The organism is Microbacterium sp. X-17 (genome assembly GCF_039615055.1).
This window is the reverse complement of sequence record NZ_JBDHNI010000001.1, coordinates 1,448,137-1,467,160: the sequence shown is the minus strand read 5'-3', so window position 1 is coordinate 1,467,160 and position 19,024 is coordinate 1,448,137. Positions and strand designations below refer to the sequence as shown.

At 71.5% G+C, this 19,024-nt stretch carries 14 protein-coding genes; 5 read left to right on the top strand and 9 right to left on the bottom strand.

Annotation, left to right across the window (positions count from 1 at the left end; translation table 11 throughout):
• The first annotated feature begins 31 nt into the window (after positions 1-31).
• Positions 32-985, top strand: coding sequence for a hypothetical protein (locus ABCS02_RS07145; RefSeq protein ID WP_345834891.1), 954 nt, complete (start codon positions 32-34; stop codon positions 983-985).
• 7 nt (positions 986-992) lie between these two features.
• Here ABCS02_RS07145 and ABCS02_RS07140 read toward each other — a convergent pair whose 3' ends face one another.
• Positions 993-1,454: a VOC family protein gene (locus tag ABCS02_RS07140; protein ID WP_345834890.1), complete on the bottom strand. Its 462-nt coding sequence runs from the start codon at positions 1,452-1,454 to the stop codon at positions 993-995.
• A 36-nt stretch (positions 1,455-1,490) separates the two neighbouring features.
• Here ABCS02_RS07140 and ABCS02_RS07135 point away from each other — a divergent pair, with 36 nt between their 5' ends.
• On the top strand, positions 1,491-2,270 hold the full coding sequence (locus tag ABCS02_RS07135) for an SGNH/GDSL hydrolase family protein (protein WP_345834889.1): 780 nt from the start codon (positions 1,491-1,493) through the stop codon (positions 2,268-2,270).
• Positions 2,271-2,342: 72 nt separating this feature from the next.
• Here the strand turns inward: ABCS02_RS07135 and ABCS02_RS07130 are convergent, their stop codons facing one another.
• On the bottom strand, positions 2,343-4,784 hold the full coding sequence (locus ABCS02_RS07130; RefSeq protein WP_345834888.1) for a phosphoketolase family protein: 2,442 nt from the start codon (positions 4,782-4,784) through the stop codon (positions 2,343-2,345).
• A gap of 38 nt (positions 4,785-4,822) precedes the next feature.
• Between ABCS02_RS07130 and ABCS02_RS07125 the strand changes: the two genes are divergently transcribed.
• Genes ABCS02_RS07125 through ABCS02_RS07115 form a run of 3 tightly spaced genes read left to right on the top strand, consistent with a single transcriptional unit; the run spans position 4,823 to position 7,185 of the window.
• Positions 4,823-5,668, top strand: a complete 846-nt coding sequence (locus tag ABCS02_RS07125) for an alpha/beta hydrolase (RefSeq protein WP_345834887.1) — start codon at positions 4,823-4,825, stop codon at positions 5,666-5,668.
• 10 nt (positions 5,669-5,678) lie between these two features.
• Entirely contained in the window at positions 5,679-6,257 is a 579-nt protein-coding gene (locus tag ABCS02_RS07120; protein WP_345834886.1) for a GNAT family N-acetyltransferase, read from the top strand.
• A 40-nt stretch (positions 6,258-6,297) separates the two neighbouring features.
• Complete coding sequence (locus ABCS02_RS07115) at positions 6,298-7,185, top strand: EamA family transporter (RefSeq protein WP_345834885.1); 888 nt, start codon at positions 6,298-6,300, stop codon at positions 7,183-7,185.
• 68 nt (positions 7,186-7,253) lie between these two features.
• On the opposite strand, the gene ABCS02_RS07110 is transcribed toward ABCS02_RS07115, so the two are convergent.
• From ABCS02_RS07110 to lgt, 7 genes are all read right to left on the bottom strand, one after another.
• Positions 7,254-8,153, bottom strand: coding sequence for an ABC transporter permease (locus ABCS02_RS07110; protein WP_345834884.1), 900 nt, complete (start codon positions 8,151-8,153; stop codon positions 7,254-7,256).
• Positions 8,140-9,078 (bottom strand): ABC transporter ATP-binding protein, encoded by a 939-nt coding sequence (locus ABCS02_RS07105; RefSeq protein WP_345834883.1) that lies wholly within the window; start codon positions 9,076-9,078, stop codon positions 8,140-8,142. The genes ABCS02_RS07110 and ABCS02_RS07105 overlap by 14 nt, the downstream gene beginning before the upstream one ends.
• A 10-nt stretch (positions 9,079-9,088) precedes the next feature.
• Positions 9,089-10,153, bottom strand: a complete 1,065-nt coding sequence (locus ABCS02_RS07100; RefSeq protein ID WP_345834882.1) for a DUF2092 domain-containing protein — start codon at positions 10,151-10,153, stop codon at positions 9,089-9,091.
• A gap of 133 nt (positions 10,154-10,286) precedes the next feature.
• Positions 10,287-11,702, bottom strand: a complete 1,416-nt coding sequence (gene pyk / locus ABCS02_RS07095) for a pyruvate kinase (protein ID WP_345834881.1) — start codon at positions 11,700-11,702, stop codon at positions 10,287-10,289.
• Between the two features lie 60 nt (positions 11,703-11,762).
• On the bottom strand, positions 11,763-13,220 hold the full coding sequence (locus tag ABCS02_RS07090; protein ID WP_345834880.1) for a glutamate synthase subunit beta: 1,458 nt from the start codon (positions 13,218-13,220) through the stop codon (positions 11,763-11,765).
• The gene (gene gltB / locus ABCS02_RS07085; RefSeq protein ID WP_345834879.1) at positions 13,213-17,808 is read right to left on the bottom strand and encodes a glutamate synthase large subunit; all 4,596 of its coding nucleotides are present in this window, start codon (positions 17,806-17,808) and stop codon (positions 13,213-13,215) included. Before gltB ends, ABCS02_RS07090 begins: the two co-directional genes overlap by 8 nt.
• Positions 17,809-17,989: 181 nt before the next feature.
• Complete coding sequence (gene lgt, locus ABCS02_RS07080) at positions 17,990-18,997, bottom strand: prolipoprotein diacylglyceryl transferase (protein ID WP_345834878.1); 1,008 nt, start codon at positions 18,995-18,997, stop codon at positions 17,990-17,992.
• Positions 18,998-19,024 lie beyond the last annotated feature (27 nt).

Genomic DNA, 19,024 nt, shown 5'->3' with positions numbered 1-19,024 from the left:
GAATCGTCCGGTCCCATGGAAGGGGTGTGCTTTGCGAACTCGACGATCGGGTGCAGGATTCATCGCGGCCGGGCTGGCGCTCGCCCTCGGCGCGGTCGGGATCGGGGCGGCCGGGCTCGCCTCCGCTCCGGCGAAGGCCGTGACGCTGACCGACGCGTCCACGCCGTCCGCCATCACGGGCATGTGGGCGTGGGGCAACCCGATCGACCCATCCGTGGATGCGCGTGGCGACGGGGAGCCGGCGTTCGAGCCGAAGGCGCTGGCCGCGTTCGCCTCCGCACACAAGCTGCGCACCGTCTACCTCTCCGTGCCGTGGGCGGCCGACCAGGGCCCGTTCGGCGCGTGGCTGCGCTCGGCGGTCACCGCGCTGCACCGCGCCGGCGTGACCACGGTCGGCGCGCTCGGCGGCGACCCGGCGTGGGCGCAGCAGCCCGACCTCGCCGCAACCTGGACCACCGCGGCGCTGAAGGCGGCGCCGTTCGACGCGGTGCAGTTCGACGTCGAGCCGTGGGTGAACGCCACCGACGACCAACTGCCCGGCATCGTGGACCAGCTCGCGACCATGTACGACACCGCCAGAAGCGCCGCCGGGTCCGTCCCGGTGGGTGCAGACCTGCCCTGGTGGCTGGAGGCCAAGCCCACGGCGGACGGCAGCAGCACGCTGTTCCGGACGCTGCTCCCCCACGTGAAGTCGGTCGCCATCGTCGCGTTCTCCGACCACGCCGCCGGCGACGACGGGATCGTCGCGCTGGCCCGGCCGGCGGCGACGGCGGCGGCGAGTGCACGGGTGCCGTTCAGCGTCGGCGTCGAGACGGACTCCCCGGACGTGGCCGGAGGCCCGGCTGCGACGTTCGGGGACGACTCGGCGAGCGTGCTGGAGTCGCAGACGGCGCTGGTGCGCTCGGCGCTCGGCGGCCTCCAGGGCTACAAGGGCGTCACCGTCGAGCACCTGCTCGCCTGGCAGGCGCTGATCGCGCGGGGCTGAGGCCCGCTCAGGCCGCGTCGGCCGCCGCGTACAGCGCGGCGATGTCGATCTTGCCCATGGTGAGCATCGCCGCGTTCGCGCGTCCCGCGCGCTCGCGGTCGGGGTCCTGCTGCAGCTCCAGCAGCGCGCGCGGCACGATCTGCCAGCTCAGGCCCCAGCGGTCCTTCAGCCAGCCGCACGGACCCGGCTCGCCGCCGTCCGCCGTCAGGCCGTCCCAGAGCCGGTCGACCTCCGCCTGGTCCTCGCAGACGACCATGATGGAGGCCGCCTCGGTGAAGGAGTACAGCGGGCCGCCGTCGAGCGCGAGGTACTCGATCCCGCCAAGCTCGAACGTGACGAGGACCGTGCTGCCGTCCTCGCCGAGCCGGTCGACCCGGAGGACACGGGAGTCCGGGATCAGCGAGGCGTAGAACTCCGTCGCCTCCTCGGCCGCGCCGTCGAACCAGAGGAACGTCCTGACCTTCTGCATGCGGGTCATGCTACGCGCGGGCGGTAGCGTAGCGGGATGGGCTACTCCAGTTTCATCGCGATCGGCGACAGCTTCACGGAGGGGGTCGGCGACGACCTCCCGGACGGCCGGCAGCGCGGCTGGGCGGACTTCGTCGCCCTCGGGCTGGCGCTCGCGTCGCCGGAGCCGGTGCGCTACGCGAACCTGGCCATCCGCGGCCGCAAGCTCACCCCGATCCTCACCGAGCAGCTCGATCCGGCCATCGCCCAGCGCCCCGAGCTCGTGAGCCTCAACGGCGGCGGCAACGACATCATGCGCCCCCGGGTCACGATCGCGTCGGTGGCGAAGCAGCTCATCGACGCCGCCGACCGGGTGGCGGCCTCCGGCAGCACGATGCTGCTGCTCAGCGGCGCCAACCCGAGCCGGCACCTCCCGATGGGCGGGCTGCTGCGCAAGCGCGGCGACGAGCTGGCGGTCGCGGTGCGGGCGCTACTGCCGCGCGACGGGGTGCTCTTCGTGGACAACTGGGCCGACGAGTCGCTGGAGGACATCCGCTACTGGTCGGCGGACCGTCTGCACCTCAACGCGCTCGGCCACGCGAAGGTCGCGAGCAACGTGCTGACCGCGCTCGATGTGCCGGTGCCGGCCGAGTGGGGCGTGGACGCGGTGGAGACCGCGGCTCCCGGCGAGCCGTCCCGGCGCACCGCCGACTACTACCGGCGCTACGTGCTGCCGTGGATCGGCCGCCGCCTCACCGGACGCTCGTCCGGGGACGGCCGCGTCGCGAAGATCGCGGAGCTCACCGTGGTGGACCCCACCTCCGCCCACCCGCTCTAGCCCGCGCCGAGGGGCACGTAAACGCCCCTAAAACCGCGTTTTAGGGGCGTTTACGTGCCCTTCGACGGGATGTCAGTCGTTGTCGCCGCCCGTGGTGTCGATGCGGGACGTGCGTGCGCTGCCGCCCCAGCGCCACTCCGCGACGGCCGGGATGTCCTCCCCGTGGTCGCGCGTGTACTGCCGCGCGTGCAGGCGCGCATCCACCATCTCCTGCCGGAACGCCGCCTCCCGCGCCGCCAGCCCCGGCACCCGGTCGAGGACGTCGATCACCAGGTGGTAGCGGTCGAGGTCGTTGAGCATCACCATGTCGAACGGCGTGGTGGTCGTGCCCTCCTCCTTGTAGCCGCGGACGTGGAGGTTGTCGTGCCCGGCCCGGCGGTAGGTGAGGCGGTGGATCAGCCACGGGTAGCCGTGGTAGGCGAAGATCACGGGCTTGTCCGTCGTGAACAGCGCGTCGTACTCGCGGTCGCTCAGCCCGTGCGGGTGCTCGCCCTCGCTCTGCAGCCGCATCAGGTCCACGACGTTCACGACACGCACCGCCAGGTCGGGCAGCCGGCGGCGCAGGATGTCGGCCGCGGCCAGCACCTCCAGCGTCGGGATGTCGCCCGCGCAGCCCAGCACCACGTCCGGCTCCTCGCCCTCCCGCTCGGTCCCGGCCCAGTCGAAGACGCCGATGCCGCGCGTGCAGTGCGCGATCGCGTCCGGCATGCTCAGCCAGTTCGGCGACGGCTGCTTTCCCGCCACCACCACGTTCACGTAGTCGACCGAGCGGAGGCAGTGGTCGTACGTCGACAGCAGCGTGTTGGCGTCGAACGGCAGGTACACCCGGACGATGTCGGCCTTCTTGTTGACGACGTGGTCGATGAAGCCGGGATCCTGGTGCGACGCGCCGTTGTGGTCCTGCCGCCAGACGTGCGAGCTGAGCAGGTAGTTGAGCGACGCGATCGGCCGCCGCCACGGGATGGCGCGCGAGCCCTTCAGCCACTTGGCGTGCTGGTTGAACATCGAGTCGACGATGTGGATGAACGCCTCGTAGGAGGTCAGCACGCCGTGGCGTCCGGTCAGCAGGTAGCCTTCGAGCCAGCCCTGGCACTGGTGCTCGCTCAGCACCTCCATCACGCGGCCGCTCGGCGCGAGGTGGTTGTCGGAGTCGATCGGCCAGTACTCGGCGTTCCACTGCTTGCCGGTGACCTCGTAGACGTCCTGGAGGCGGTTGGAGGCCGTCTCGTCGGGCCCGAACAGCCGGAAGTCGTCCGGGTTCTCGGCCATCACATCCCGAAGCCAGCCGCCGAGCACCTTCGTGGCCTCCGCGACGGTCTCCCCCGGCGCCGGAACGTCCACGGCGTAGTCGCGGAAGTCGGGCAGCCGCAGATCCTGGCGGAGCAGGCCGCCGTTCGCGACCGGGTTGGCGCTCATCCGGCGCCCGCTCTCCGGCGCGTGCGAGGCGATCAGCGGGACGGGCGCACCGGAGGCGTCGAACAGCTCCTCCGGGCGGTACGACAGCAGCCAGTCCTCCAGCAGCCGGGTGTGCGCCTCGGTGTCGCGGGCGTCGGCGAGCGGGACCTGGTGCGAGCGCCAGTTGTTCTCCGCCGGGTGGCCGTCGATCTCCGTCGGGCAGGTCCAGCCCTTGGGCGTGCGGAGGATGAGCATCGGCCAGGCGGGACGGTCGACCAGGTCGCCGGACTCCGCCGCCGCCTTGATCTCGGCGATGCGGTCGAGGATCTCGTCCAGCGTCGCCGCCATCCGCTTGTGCACCTCACGCGGGTCCTCGCCGTCGAACCCGCCGGAGACGAGGTACGGCGTGTAGCCGTAGCCGCGCATCAGCTCCAGCAACTCGGCCTCCGGGATGCGCGCCAGAACCGTCGGGTTGGCGATCTTGTAGCCGTTGAGGTGCAGGATCGGGAGGACGACTCCGTCGGCCTTCGGGTTGAGGAACTTGTTCGAGTGCCAGGCGGTCGCGAGCGGCCCGGTCTCGGCCTCCCCGTCGCCGACCACGGCCGCGACCAGCAGCTTCGGATTGTCGAACGCGGCCCCGTAGGCGTGCGAGAGCGCGTAGCCGAGCTCGCCGCCCTCGTGGATGCTGCCCGGCGTCTCCGGCGCCGCGTGCGACGGGATTCCGCCGGGGAACGAGAACTGCCGGAACAGCTTCCGCAGCCCGTCCTCGCTCCAGTCGATGCCGCTGTAGACCTCGCTGTAGGTGCCGTCCAGGTACGCGGACGCCACGACGCCCGGGCCGCCGTGACCGGGGCCGGCGACGAAGATCGTGTCGAGGTCGCGCTGCCGGATCGCCCGGTTCAGGTGCGCGTAGAGGAAGTTGAGGCCCGGGGTGGTCCCCCAGTGCCCGAGCAGGCGCGGCTTGATGTCGTCGCGCGAGAGCGGACGGCGCAGGAGCGGGTTGTCGAGGAGGTAGATCTGGCCGACCGAGAGGTAGTTGGCCGCGCGCCACCAGGCGTCGAGCTGATCGAGGTCGAAGTCGGAGAGGGCGGATGCTGACACGTTCGAGGAGTCGCTCACGCGGGAATCCTACGAGCGGTCCGCTCCGAAGAACAGGTGTGGAAACCTCCCTCATCGACACCGCCCTCGGACCCGTGACCGTGCGCCACACGCGGGTCGTCTCGGGGACGGCCACCATCCTGCTGCACGGAGCGGCCGGATCGTGGACCACCTGGCTGCCCGCGATCGAGGCGGCGGGCGGCGCGGAGGCGGCCGACGACCTGGTGGTGCCCGACCTCCCGGGCTGGGGCGACTCGCCCGCCGTGACGGCCGAGCTGAACTCGGAGTCGCTCGCCCGGGCGGTCGCGGCGGTCGCCCGGGCGCTCGGCTATCGCCGCTGGCGCGTGGTGGGTCACTCGATGGGCGGCTTCATCGCGCTCGAGCTGGCGGTCCTGGAGCCGAAGGCGACCGTGTCGGTGCTGCTGGTCTCCGCGACGACGCTGGGCGGACGGGGCGACCGGCTGGGGCGCGCCGGACTCGTGGGCGCGGCGCCGTCGCTCGCCCTCATGCTCGCCGGGATGCGGCTGCTCGCGGCGGCCGGAGCGACGGCCGCCCCGTTCGTCCGCTGGCTCGACCGGCGCCGGCTGCTCGGGCTGCTGCTCGCGCCGCTGTTCGCCGGACGCCAGCCGGGTGCCGTGCACGAACTCGCCAGGGATCTCCGGCCCGCCGCGTTCGTGCGCGCCGTGGAGTGCCTGCGCCGCTATCCGGCCGGGGAGCGCTGGTCGACGATCGCGTGCCCCGTCCTGGCCGTGCACGGCGACCACGACCTGTTCTCGCCCGCGGAGGACGACGCGCGCCTCGCGGGGATCATCCCGCGGTTCTCCGCGTTCACGCTCCCCGCGACCGGTCACTTCGGGCACGTGGAGCGGCCGGGGGTCCTCGCCGGTGTCCTCCGCTCGCGCTAGGTTCGTGAGCATGACGGACGAAGTGGTCACGGAATCGGTCGACGCGTCGACCTGGAACGAGCTGGAGACGGTGTTCGGCACCAAGGGCGACCCGGCGGGCTGCTGGTGCCAGTGGTTCAAGCTGAGCCGGGCCGACTGGGACGCCGCGACGCGCGAGGAGACCCGGGACCTGCTGCACGCTCAGGTGGAGGCCGGCTCCCCGGGCGTCATCGCCCGCATCGACGGCGAGCCGGTCGGCTGGGCGGCGGTCGAGCCGTTCTCCGCGTACCCGGCGCTCGGCCGGTCGCCGATCACGCGGCGCCAGGAGGGCGACCCGGAGGATGTCTGGGCGGTCACCTGCTTCGTCGTCCGGCTCGAATACCGCAAGCGCGGCGTCGCCCGCGCGCTGCTGGCCGGCGCGCTCGAACACGCCCGCGAGCGCGGCGCTACCGTCGTGGAGGGCTACCCGGTCGATCCGGAGGTGCGGCCCTCCCTCACCGCCGCTGAGCGCTACCACGGCACGGTGTCGCTGTTCCGCGACGGCGGCTTCGAGGAGGTCCGCCGGCCGAGCGCGACCCGCGCGATCATGCGGAGGACGCTGACCTCCTGACCGCCCGCAGCCGCCCGCCCGGGGAACTAAGCTCGGTCGGGTGAGTTCGCAGCGCAACCGGGTCGTCGTCGGGGCAGGCACCCAGGTCGCCACCGAGGTCAGCATCAACTTCGGGTCCTCGGTCGCGGGGCTGCTCATCCCGATCGTCGGCTCGCTCGTGGTGGTCGCCGTGCGTCAGCTCGTCACGGCGGTCTGCGTCCTCCCCTTCTACCGGCCGAAGCGCGCCGAGCTGACCTGGACCCGGCTCTGGCCGGCGCTCGCGCTCGGCGTGGTGCTGGCCGCGATGAACCTCAGCTTCTACGAGGCGGTCGGCCGGCTCGGGCTCGGGATCGCGGCGACGATCGAGTTCCTCGGCCCGTTCGCACTCGCGCTGGCGGGCTCCCGCCGGTTGCTCGACGCCGGCTGCGCCGTGGCGGCGGCGGGCGGCGTGCTGCTGCTGACGGCGACGGAGGGTGCCGTCGACCCGATCGGCGTCGTGCTCGCGCTGACGGCCGCGGCCTCCTGGGCGGCGTACATCCTGCTGACCAGGCGCGTCGCCACCCGGCTGCCCGGGCTGGAGGGCCTCAGCGTGGCCAGCGTGGTCGCGACGGTGCTCACCGTGCCGCTCGCGCTGATCGTGGTCGACTACAGCCGCATCGACTGGCGCGTCGCCGGCCTGCTGCTCACCGCCGGCATCCTGTCGTCGGCCGTGCCCTACAGCCTGGACACGTTCATCCTCCGGCGGATCACCCCGCGGCTCTACGCGGTCATCACCGCGTTCGGCCCGGTGATCGCGACGATCTTCGGGGTCATCGTGCTGGGCGAGCACTTCGCGTTCGTGCAGCTCATCGGCATCGTCATCGTGTGTCTGGCGGCCGGCATCACGATCGCGACCCAGCGCGACCACCCGCGCTCCGACCTGGAGTCGACCGCCGAGACGATCCCCTGACGCCATCTATCTGACAGGACACGCCGTCTCGCGGGCACGTCAGGCGGCGTGTCCTGTCAGGTAGATCGTCAGGAGAGGACGTCCTTGGTCAGGAACCGGCCGACCGCGAGGGCGCCGAAGACCGCGACGTAGCCGGCCTGCAGCCACAGGTTGGACACGAACGAGTCCCACACCAGGGGCGCGCGCAGGAAGTCGGCGAAGCCGAGCCAGTAGTGGCTGAACAGCCACGGGTGGATGGCGTCGAGCTGCGGGAGCTGGTCCAGCACCTGCGACACCACCGCCAGCACCGCGGTCGCGGCCATCGCGCCGACCGGGACGTCGGTCAGCGTGGACAGGAACAGCCCGATCGCGCACATCCCGAGGAGCGACACCACGATGTAGAGCCCGATCAGCAGCATCCGCACTGCCGCGTCGCCGACACTCACGACCGTTCCCGAGAGCAGTGTCACCGGCCCGATCGGGAACAGCAGCGCGCCGATCAGCGCCCCCGCCAGCGCGACGATCAGCGCCGCGGCGACGCAGAACACGGCGCAGCCGGCGAACTTCACCGCGAGCAGCCGCAGGCGGCCGGCCGGGGCGATCACGAGGTAGCGCAGCGTGCCGTGGCTCGCCTCCCCCGCGATCGTGTCGCCAGCGACGACGCCGATGGTGAGCGGCAGGAACAGCGGGACACACACCACGAGCGCCGTGAACGCGACGAAGAGGCCGTTGCTGGTGATCTGTTCGAGGAAGGCCGGTCCCCTGCCGCCTCCCCGCAACCGCACGGCCACCGCGATGAGGATGGGGACGGCCGCCAGCGCGCCGAGCATCGCCCAGGTGCGCCAGCGCCGGAACATCACCGACAGCTCGGAGCCCAGCAGAGCCCAGCCCGCGGACGGCCGGGCGCGGCGCGCGCCGAGCGACGCCACCGCCGGTGCGGCCGGCGTGGTCGCGACCTCCCCGACCGGGACCGCCTCACTGCTCGACATCGAAGCCCTCCCCGGTCAGCTCCACGAAGCGCTCCTCCAGGCTGGATGACCGGACGACGAAGCCGCGGAGCCGAACGCCCGCTCCGACCAGGCTCGCGGCGAGCTCCTCGACGGCCGGCGAGCCCTCGGTGAGCGCCGCCTCCACGCCGTCGCCGCCGGTCTCCGGCGCGAGCCCGAAGCGGGTGAGCACCTCGGCGGCCGCGGCGCGATCCGGCGTCGTCACGCTCACCCGCGGACCGGAGGCGCTGCGCAGCTCGTCCAGCGAGCCCTGCGCGACCAGCCGGCCGGTGCGCATGATCGCCGCGTGCGTGCAGATCTGCTCGATCTCCGCCAGCAGGTGGCTGGAGACGAACACCGTCGTGCCCTCGTCGGCGAGCGAGCGGACGAGGTTGCGCACCTCCCTCGTGCCCTGCGGGTCCAGGCCGTTGGTCGGCTCGTCCAGCACCAGGAGGTCGCGGTCGGTGAGCAGGGCGCCCGCGATGCCGAGGCGCTGCTTCATGCCGAGCGAGTAAGCGCGGACATGCTTGCCCGCGGCGTGCGTGAGCCCGACGCGGTCGAGCGCGGCGGCAACGCGCGCCGACCGGGTCGCGCCCGGCGCGTACCGGTCGGCGGTGTCGCGCCGGACGAGGTTGGCGGTCCCGGACAGGTAGGGGGCGAACGACGGACCCTCCACCAGCGCGCCGACGCGCGGCAGCACGGTCGCGCCGCGGTCGGGCATCGCCTCCCCGAGGAGGTCGATGGACCCGGCGGACGGCGAGATCAGCCCCAGCAGCATCCGGATGGTCGTGGTCTTGCCCGAGCCGTTCGGCCCGAGGAAGCCGAAGACCGAGCCCTGCGGCACCGACAGGCTGAGCCCGTCCACCACCGCGCGCCCGCGGAAGCGCTTGGTCAGCCCGGTCGTCGCGATGGCGGCGGCGTCGCTCACCGGTCGTCGCTCACTGAGCGGCGGCCTGGAGCGCGGAGACCGGGACGGCGCCCGCGAGCAGCCGGCCGTCCGACGTCACCAGGACCGACACCAGCGAGGTCGACAACGCGCGGCCTCCCCCGACGGATTGCGTGAGCTGGGCGACCAGCGGATCCGCCAGCGCCTGCGCAGGCACCGTGCCGGCGGGGAGGCTGACGATCGTGGCCCAACCGGTGCCCGTGACCGTCGGCTTCGGCCGGTTCGTCCCCGTCGCGTGCTCGCCCGTCTTCGGCGTCTGCTCGGTGACCGTCGCGCCCTTCGGCGGCGTGAACGAGAAGACGCTCGCGTCGGGAGCGCCCGGCGTGAAGTCGCTGAACCCGGCCTGGAACGCCGGCGAGGACGCGCCGCGCGCGGTCACCTGGACCTGAAGCGGGAGGCCGGTCTGGCCGTCCACCGCGATGGACACCGAACCCACCAGGGTGGCGTCGGTGCGCGGCGTCAGCACCAGGTCGTAGGCGTCGCGGTTCGCGACCTTCGTGTTCGCGCCGAGGGTGACCTTCGTGGACGGGTCGACCGCGGCGAGGAACTTCTCGGCCAGCGCCTGTGGCGTCGTGGCCATGGCGCCGGGCGTGGCCGTCGGAGCCGGCGTCGAGCCGCTCTTCTCGTGCGCCGGGATGGTCGCGTGGGTGACCGACTGGTCGCTCGACTGGTAGAGCCAGACGTCCGAGCCGTTCCGGATCACGTCGCGCTCGGCGAGCTGGTCGAGGAGCTGCACGCGCGCCTTGGTCGGGCCGTCGACGTAGACCTTGGCGGTGTGGTCGCCCATCAGCAGCGAGAGCGTGCTGGCGATGGAGCTGTCCGTGCTGGAGGACCCGCCGCCCATCTTCGGGATGCTCGGCAGCCCGAGGTCGGACGTCTGCTCGACCGTGCCGGAGAACGCCTTCGTGTCGCTCGACGCGACCAGCCGGAGGACGTCCTCCGGCGACTTCACGGGCAGGTCCGCCGCACCCGCGGCGAGCGGGATCGCGATCGCGCCCGCGGCGATGGCGGCGGGGACGACGATGGCCGGGAGCCAGCGGATCAGGCGGTGCTTCATAGTGCCGAGGATACGCTCGCGACCCCTCCGCCGACCCTCCGGATTCCATGGGAGAAGCGGAAATCATCCCCTGGTATGACACGCGTGACGACACGCAGAAGGCCCCGCCGAAGCGGGGCCTTCCTCATCCGCCCTAGAGGACGTCGCCTACCTTGTGGACGCGGATGTCGTTGGTGGTTCCGGGGATCCCGGGAGGGGAGCCGGAGATGATGATGACCTTGTCGCCGTTCCCGGCGAGGCCGCCCGACTTCAGGGCCTCGTCCACCTGGGCGACCATCTGGTCGGTGTGGGTGACGCGGTCCACGACGAACGACTCGACGCCCCAGAACAGCGACATCCGGCGGCGCACCGACTCCTCGGGCGTGAACGCCAGGATCGGGATCTTGTTCCGCAGGCGGGCCATCCGGCGGGCCGACTCGCCCGACTCGGTGAACACGCAGAGGTACTTGGCCTCCACGAAGTCGGCGACCTCGACGGCGGCCAGCGTGATCGCGCCCGACTGGGTCCGCGGGCGGGTGCCGAGCGGGAGGATGCGGTCGAGGCCGTGCTCCTCGGTCGAGGTGACGATGCGGGCCATGGTGGCGACGGTGATCGCCGGGTACTCGCCGACGCTCGTCTCGCCCGAGAGCATCACCGCGTCGGCGCCGTCGAGGACGGCGTTGGCGACGTCGGAGGTCTCCGCGCGGGTCGGGACCGGGCTGGAGATCATCGACTCGAGCATCTGGGTGGCGACGATGACCGGCTTGGCCGCGCGGCGGGCCAGCTCGACCGCGCGCTTCTGCACGATCGGGACGGCCTCCAGCGGCAGCTCCACACCGAGGTCGCCGCGGGCGACCATGATGGCGTCGAACGCCTCGATGATCTCCTCCAGCGCCTCGACGGCCTGCGGCTTCTCGATCTTGGCGACGACCGGGACCTTGCGGCCCTCCTCCGCCATGATCTCGTGCACGCGCTCGATGTCGGCGGCGTTGCGCACGAACGAGAGCGCGATGATGTCCGCGCCGAGCTTGAGGCCCCAGCGCAGGTCCGCCTCGTCCTTCTCGGACAGCGCGGGCACGTTGACCGCGACGCCCGGGAGGTTGATGCCCTTGTTGTTGGAGACCGGGCCGGCGACGATGACCTCGGTGGTCACGACGTTGCCCTCGACCTCGACGACGCGCACGCGCACCTTGCCGTCGTCGATCAGCAGGAAGTCGCCCGGCTTGACGTCGTTGGGCAGGCCCTTGAACGTCGTGGAGGAGATCTCCTTGGTGCCGATGATGTCGTCGGTGGTGATCTTGAAGATGTCGCCCTCGGCGAGATCGTAGGGACCCGCCTCGAACTTGCCGAGACGGATCTTGGGACCCTGGAGGTCGACCAGGACCGCGACCGGCTTCCCCGCGTCGTCGGCGGCCTTGCGCACGTTGGCGTAGACCCCTTCGTGCACGTCGTAGCTGCCGTGGCTCAGATTCATCCGAGCGACGTCAACGCCCGCGTCGATGATCGCGCGGATGTTGTCGTAGCTGGAGGTCGCCGGACCGAGGGTCGCGACGATTTTCGCCCTTCTCATGGGTTTCTCAATGCTCCGTGATTCTCGCACCCCTGACGGCGCGTCTCGTGGTGGAGGGGATCAGACGAGGATGCCGCGATCCGTGGGGCGGACCGGCGACGGCAATTCCGTCTCCCCTTCAAGATACCGGTCGACGGCGGCTGCCGCTGCCCGGCCCTCTGCGATGGCCCAGACGATCAGCGACTGCCCGCGGCCCGCGTCGCCGGCGACGAACACGCCGGCCTCGCTGGTCTGGTAGTCGCCGTCGCGGGCCACGTTACCCCGGTCGTCGAACGGGAGGCCGAGCTGGGCGCCCAGGTCCTCCTGCTCCGGACCGGTGAATCCGAGCGCGAGCAGGACGAGGTCCGCGGGGATCTCGCGCTCCGTGCCCGCCTTCGGCACACGGCGGCCGTCGAGGTACTCGGTCTCCGCGACGCGGAGGGCCCTGACCTCGCCGAACTCGTTCGCGAGGAACTCGACGGTGGACGCGAGGTACTCGCGTGCGCCGCCCTCCTCGTGCGCGCTCTGCACCTCGAACAGCGTCGGCGTCATCGGCCACGGCTGGTGCGCCGGGCGCTCCGACGGCGGCTGCTTGCCGATCGCGAGGTTGGTCACGCTCGCAGCGCCCTGACGGTGCGCGGTGCCGATGCAGTCGGCGCCGGTGTCGCCGCCGCCGAGCACGATGACGTGCTTGCCGTCCGCGGTGATCTGGCCGGCGACCTGGTCGCCCGCGCCCGCCTTGTTCTGCTGGACGAGGTACTCCATCGCGTAGTGCACGCCCGCGAGGTCGCGGCCCGGGATCGGGAGGTCGCGCGGCACCATCGCGCCGGTGGCGACCACGACCGCGTCGTAGCGCGCGCGGAGGTCGTCCCAGGCGATGTCGACGCCGATGTTGACGCCGGCGCGGAAGCGGGTGCCCTCGGCCATCATCTGGTTCAGTCGCGCCTCCAGGTGCTTCTTCTCCATCTTGAAGTCCGGGATGCCGTAGCGCAGCAGGCCGCCGATGCGGTCGTCGCGCTCGTACACGGCGACGGTGTGACCGGCGCGGGTGAGCTGCTGGGCCGCGGCGAGCCCGGCGGGGCCGGAGCCGACGACCGCGACGGTCTTGCCGGTGAGGCGCTCCGGCGGGTGCGGCTGCACCCAGCCGTTCTGCCAGGCCTGGTCGATGATCGACACCTCGACCTGCTTGATGGTGACGGCGGGCTGGTTGATGCCGAGCACGCACGACGACTCGCACGGGGCCGGGCAGAGCCGGCCGGTGAACTCCGGGAAGTTGTTGGTCGCGTGCAGGCGCTCGATGGCCTGGCGACCCTCCCCGCGCCACATCAGGTCGTTCCACTCCGGGATGAGGTTGCCGAGCGGGCAGCCCTGGTGGCAGAACGGGATGCCGCAGTCCATGCAGCGCCCGGCCTGGCGGCGGAGCTGGGCCGGGTCGCCGGCCTCGTAGACCTCTTTCCAGTCCATGAGGCGGACGGAGACGGGACGGCGCTTCGGCAGTTCCCGCTCCGTTGTCTTCAAAAAGCCTTTGGGGTCAGCCACCGGTCACCTCCAGAATCCGATTCCACACAACATCGCCGTCGGGGTCGAGTCCCTCGTCGACGGCCTCCTGACGCATCTGCAGCACGGCCGCGTAGTCGCGCGGCAGCACCTTGACGAACTTCGCCACCGTGGCGTCGAAGTCGGCGAGCATCCGCTCGGCCAGAGCCGAGCCGGTCTCGGCGCGGTGCTTCTCCAGCAGGTCGCGAACGATCTCGATGTCGGCGCTGCCGAGCGGCAGCAGCTCCAGCTCGCCGGTCGCCAGCGCCTCGCGGTTGACGCGCTCGCGCTTCAGGTCGTACACGTAGGCCGTGCCGCCGGACATGCCCGCGCCCAGGTTGCGGCCCGTGCCGCCCAGGATGACCGCGAGGCCGCCCGTCATGTACTCCAGCGCGTGGTCGCCCACGCCCTCCACGACCGCCGTCGCGCCCGAGTTGCGGACCAGGAAGCGCTCGCCCACGATGCCGCGGATGAACATGCTGCCCTGCGTCGCGCCGTAGCCGATCACGTTGCCCGCGATGACGTTGCGCTCGGCCGGGAAGACGCTGCCCTGCGGCGGCCGCACGACGATCTGCCCGCCGGACAGGCCCTTGCCGACGTAGTCGTTGGAGTCGCCCTCCAGCCGCAGCGTGATGCCCGCGGGGAGGAACGCGCCCAGCGACTGGCCGGCGGAGCCCGTCAGCGTGATGTCGATCGTGCCGGTCGGGAGGCCGTTCTCGCCGTGGCGGGCCGTGACCTCGTGGCCGAGCATGGTGCCGACGGCGCGCTCGGTGTTGCGGATCGGCAGCGACAGCGAGAGCGACGCGCCCTCCGAGCCGGGGTGAGCGGAGGACAGCACGTCGTGCGCGGCCTGGATGAGCTGGTTGTCGAAGTGCTCGTCCAGCTCGTGGTCCTGGGCGCGGCCGTTCTTGCGCGGCGCGGACTCCGGGAACTCCGGCCCGCGCAGGATCGGCGTGAGGTCGAGGCCGGCCGCCTTCCAGTGCTCGATCGCGCGATCGGCGTCGAGCAGCTCGGCGTGGCCGATCGCCTCGTCCAGGCTGCGGAAGCCGAGCTCGGCGAGGTACTCGCGCACCTCCTGGGCGATGAACTCGAAGAAGTTGACGACGAACTCCGGCTTGCCCGAGAACCGCGAGCGCAGCTCCGGGTTCTGGGTGGCGACGCCGACCGGGCAGGTGTCCAGATGGCAGACGCGCATCATGACGCAGCCGGAGACCACCAGCGGGGCCGTCGCGAAGCCGAACTCCTCGGCCCCCAGGAGCGCGCCGACGATGACGTCGCGGCCGGTCTTGAGCTGGCCGTCCACCTGCACGACGACGCGCTCGCGCATGCCGTTGAGCATGAGCGTCTGCTGCGTCTCGGCGAGGCCCAGCTCCCACGGCGTGCCCGCGTGCTTGAGCGAGTTGACCGGGGACGCGCCCGTGCCGCCGTCGTGGCCGGAGACCAGGATGACGTCGGCCAGTGCCTTCGCCGTCCCGGCCGCGACCGCTCCGATGCCGGACTCGCTCACCAGCTTCACGTGCACCCGCGCCTGCGGGTTCGCGCGCTTCAGGTCGAAGATGAGCTGCTTGAGGTCCTCGATCGAGTAGATGTCGTGGTGCGGCGGCGGCGAGATGAGCCCGACGCCCGCAGTGGCGTGCCGGGTGCGCGCGACCCACGGGTAGACCTTGGTCGGCGGCAGCTGGCCGCCCTCGCCGGGCTTGGCGCCCTGCGCGAGCTTGATCTGGATGTCGTCCGCGTGGGTCAGGTACATCGACGTGACGCCGAACCGGCCGGAGGCGACCTGCTTGATCGCGCTGCGCCGCTCCGGGTCGAGCAGGCGGTCGAGGTCCTCGCCGCCCTCGCCGGTGTTCGACTTCGCGCCGAGGCGGTTCATCGCGATGGCGAGGGTCTCGTGCGCCTCCTTGGAGATGGAGCCGTAGCTCATCGCCCCGGTGGAGAAGCGCTTGACGATGGACTCGACCGGCTCGACCTCGTCGATCGGGACCGCAGGGCGCTCGCCGGTGCGCAGCGCGAACATCCCGCGCAGCGTCATCAGCGACTCGGCCTGGTCGTCCACGAGCTTGGTGTACTCGCGGAAGACGTCGTACCGGCGCGTGCGCGTCGAGTGCTGCAGACGGAACACCGTCTCCGGGTTGAACAGGTGCGGCGAGCCGTCGCGGCGCCACTGGTACTCGCCGCCGGTCTCCAGCCGCTCGTGCGCGAGGATCGCGCCCTCCGGCGGGTAGGCCGCCGTGTGCCGCGCCAGGTTCTCTGCCGCGATGACGTCGATGCCGACGCCGCCGAGCTTGCTCGTGGTGCCCGTGAAGTACTGGTCGACGAACTCCTGGCTGAGGCCGACGGCCTCGAACGCCTGGGCGCCCGCGTACGACGACACGGTGGAGATGCCCATCTTGGACATGATCTTCAGCACGCCCTTGCCGAGCGCCTTGATCACGTTCTTGACGGCCTTCTCCGGCGTGACGTTGGTGATCATCCCGCTGCGGACGAGCTCCTCGCAGGTCTCCATCGCCAGGTACGGGTTGATCGCCGAGGCGCCGTAGCCGATCAGGAGCGCGACGTGGTGCACCTCGCGGACGTCGCCCGCCTCCACGATCAGACCGCACTTCATGCGGTTCTCCGCGCGGATCAGGTGATGGTGCACGGCCGCGAGCATGAGCAGCGACGGGATGGGCGCGAGGTCCTTGGTGGAGTCGCGGTCGCTCAGCACGATGAACTGGGCGCCGGCCTCGATGGCCTCGTCCACCTCGTCGCACATCTCGGCGAGGCGCGCCTGCATGGCGTCGGGCCCGGCGTCGGACCGGTACAGGCCGCGCAGGGTCGTCGTCAGCCGGCTGCCCGGCCGCGGGTCGATGTGCTGGATCTTGGCCAGCTCGTCGTTGTCGATCACCGGGAAGTCGAGGACGACCTGGCGCGCGTGCTCCGGGCCGGCGCTGAGCAGGTTGCGCTCCGGGCCGAGGCCGAGCGCGAGGGAGGTCACGACCTCCTCGCGGATGGAGTCGAGCGGCGGGTTGGTGACCTGCGCGAACTGCTGCGTGAAGTAGTCGAACAGCAGCCGCGGGCGCTCGGAGAGCACGGCGACCGGGGTGTCCGAGCCCATCGCGCCGAGCGGCTCCGCGCCCGTCGTCGCCATCGGCCGGAGCAGGACGCGCACCTCCTCCTCGGTGTAGCCGAAGGTGCGCTGGCGGCGCGTGACGGAGGCCGGGGTGTGCACGATGTGCTCGCGCTCCGGCAGGTCCTTCAGGTTGATCCGGCCCTCGGACAGCCACTCGCCGTACGGGGCCCCGGAGGCGAGCTCCGACTTGATCTCGTCGTCCTCGATCAGGCGGCCGGCGACGGTGTCCACCAGGAACATCCGGCCGGGGCGCAGGCGGCCCTTGCGCACGACGCGGCTCGGCTCGATGTCGAGCACGCCGATCTCGGAGGCCAGCACCACCAGGCCGTCGTTGGTGACGACGTAGCGGCCGGGACGGAGCCCGTTGCGGTCGAGCGTCGCGCCGACGAGCGAGCCGTCCGTGAACACGATCGCGGCCGGGCCGTCCCACGGCTCCATGAGCATCGAGTGGTACTCGTAGAAGTCCCGGCGGACCGGGTCGATCTCGGTCTGGTTCTCCCAGGCCTCCGGCACCATCATCATCACGGCGTGCGGCAGCGACCGCCCGGTGAGCGAGATGAGCTCCACGACCTCGTCGAACGACGCCGAGTCGGAGGCGCCGGGCGTCACGATCGGCAGCACGGGCGACAGGTCGCCGAGGAGTTCGCTCTCCAGCTGCGACTGCCGGGCGCGCATCCAGTTGCGGTTGCCGGAAACCGTGTTGATCTCGCCGTTGTGCGCGATCATCCGGAACGGCTGCGCGAGCGGCCACGACGGGAACGTGTTGGTGGAGTACCGCGAGTGCACCAGGGCGAGCTTGGACGCGAAGCGCTGGTCGGAGAGGTCGGGGTAGAAGGGCTCCAGCTGGAGCGTCGTGACCATGCCCTTGTAGACCATCGTGCGGCTGGACAGCGACGAGAAGTACAGGTCGAGCTCGCGCTCGGCGCGCTTGCGCAGGAAGAACGTCAGCCGGTCCAGCGCTATGCCGGCGACCGGCTCGCCGCGCTCGTCCGTGCGGGTGCTCGCGACGAACAGCTGCTCGATGACGGGCATCGCGTCGCGCGCCAGCGTGCCGAGCTCCTCCGGGCGCACCGGCACCGGACGCCAGCCCAGCACCGTCAGGTCGTGCTCCACGGCGATGGCCTCGACGGCCGCCTTCACGCTCTCGCGGGCGCCGGCCTCGGTCGGCAGGAACGCGTTGCCCACCGCGTAGCGGCCGGCTCCGGGCAGCTCCAGCCCGGAGACCGCGCGCAGGAACGCGTCGGGGATCTGGGTGATGATGCCCGCGCCGTCGCCGGTGCCGGCGTCGGAGCCGACAGCGCCGCGGTGTTCCAGGTGGCGCAGCGCTTCGAGCGCCGCGTCGATGATGTCGTGACCGGCGGTGCCGCGCAGCGTGGCGACCATGGCGAGGCCGCACGCGTCCTTCTCGGCGGCGGGGTCGTAGAGACCCTGTTTGCCGGGAACCGTGCTGAACCGGGAGTGGGGAGGCGTGACCGCCATATTTCGACCGTCCTCACAGTGTCGTGGATGTGGGGAGTGGAGTGCGGGGACGCCTTCGGCCCGATGCTGGGAGGTTCCGCCGCAACTGCGCCGGGCTTGTGTGCGGCCCGGGGGTCGGTGCGGTCAGGTAGTGCTTACGGGATCAGCCTCTACGGGGTGGGTTGTTCTGAGCCGGCGGAGGTCATCCGCGCGACGGGCTTGTGGCCTTGGCTCCGGCGGACGCGGTGGGCTCTCCGTCGCCATCGACGAAGTCCTCGTCGTCCGAGTCCGTGTCGTCAGAGTCTACCTCAGCATCAGGGCGAACCCATTCACGGCCCGTGTGGTACACGCTCGGCTCGAGTCCGGGGTGGCGCCGCGACTGGACGATGAAGATCACGACGCCGAGCACGACCGCGGCGAAGGCGGCCCACACGTTGCTCGGGATGCCGAGGAACGTGAACTCGCTCGGGTCGATGCGGATCGACTCCAGGTAGGAGCGGCCGACGCCGTACCAGATGAGGTAGACGGCGAGCGTCTTGCCCCACTGCAGCCGGAACTTGCGCTCCAGGAACAGGATGACGATGACGCCGATGACGTTCCAGATGATCTCGTAGAGGAACAGCGGCTGGAACAGCGTGTTGTCGGGCAGGCCGACCGGGATGGCCTTGTTGCCCGAGTCGATCTGCAGGCCCCAGGGCAGGTTGGTCGGCAGGCCGAACAGCTCCTGGTTGAAGTAGTTGCCGAGGCGGCCGATCGCCTGGGCCAGCAGCAGCGCAGGCGCCAGGGCGTCGGCGACGCTCCAGAACCGCAGGCCGCTGATGCGGCACGCGATCCAGATGCCGATCGCGCCGCCGATGAGCGCGCCGAAGATGGCGTTGCCGCCCTCCCAGATCGCCCAGACGCTGCCCGGCTGGAACGGGTTCCAGGTGTTGTGCCCCGCGGCGAAGTAGTCGCTGGGGTGCGTGACGACGTGGTAGAGGCGGGCTCCGATGATGCCGAGCACGACGGCCCAGAGCAGGATGTCGAGGATGACGCCCGGCTCCGCGCCGCGCTTGGTGAGGCGGCGGGAGGTCCACATGGCCGCGATCACGATGCCGATCAGGATCATGATCGCGTAGGTCTGAATGCGCCAGTGCAGCCCGAAGATGTCGATCGGGATCTGCTGCCACTCGGGTCCAGGGCTCGGGATGCTGGCGACCCAGCTGCTCATCGTCGCGACCACGCGATGACTACCTTT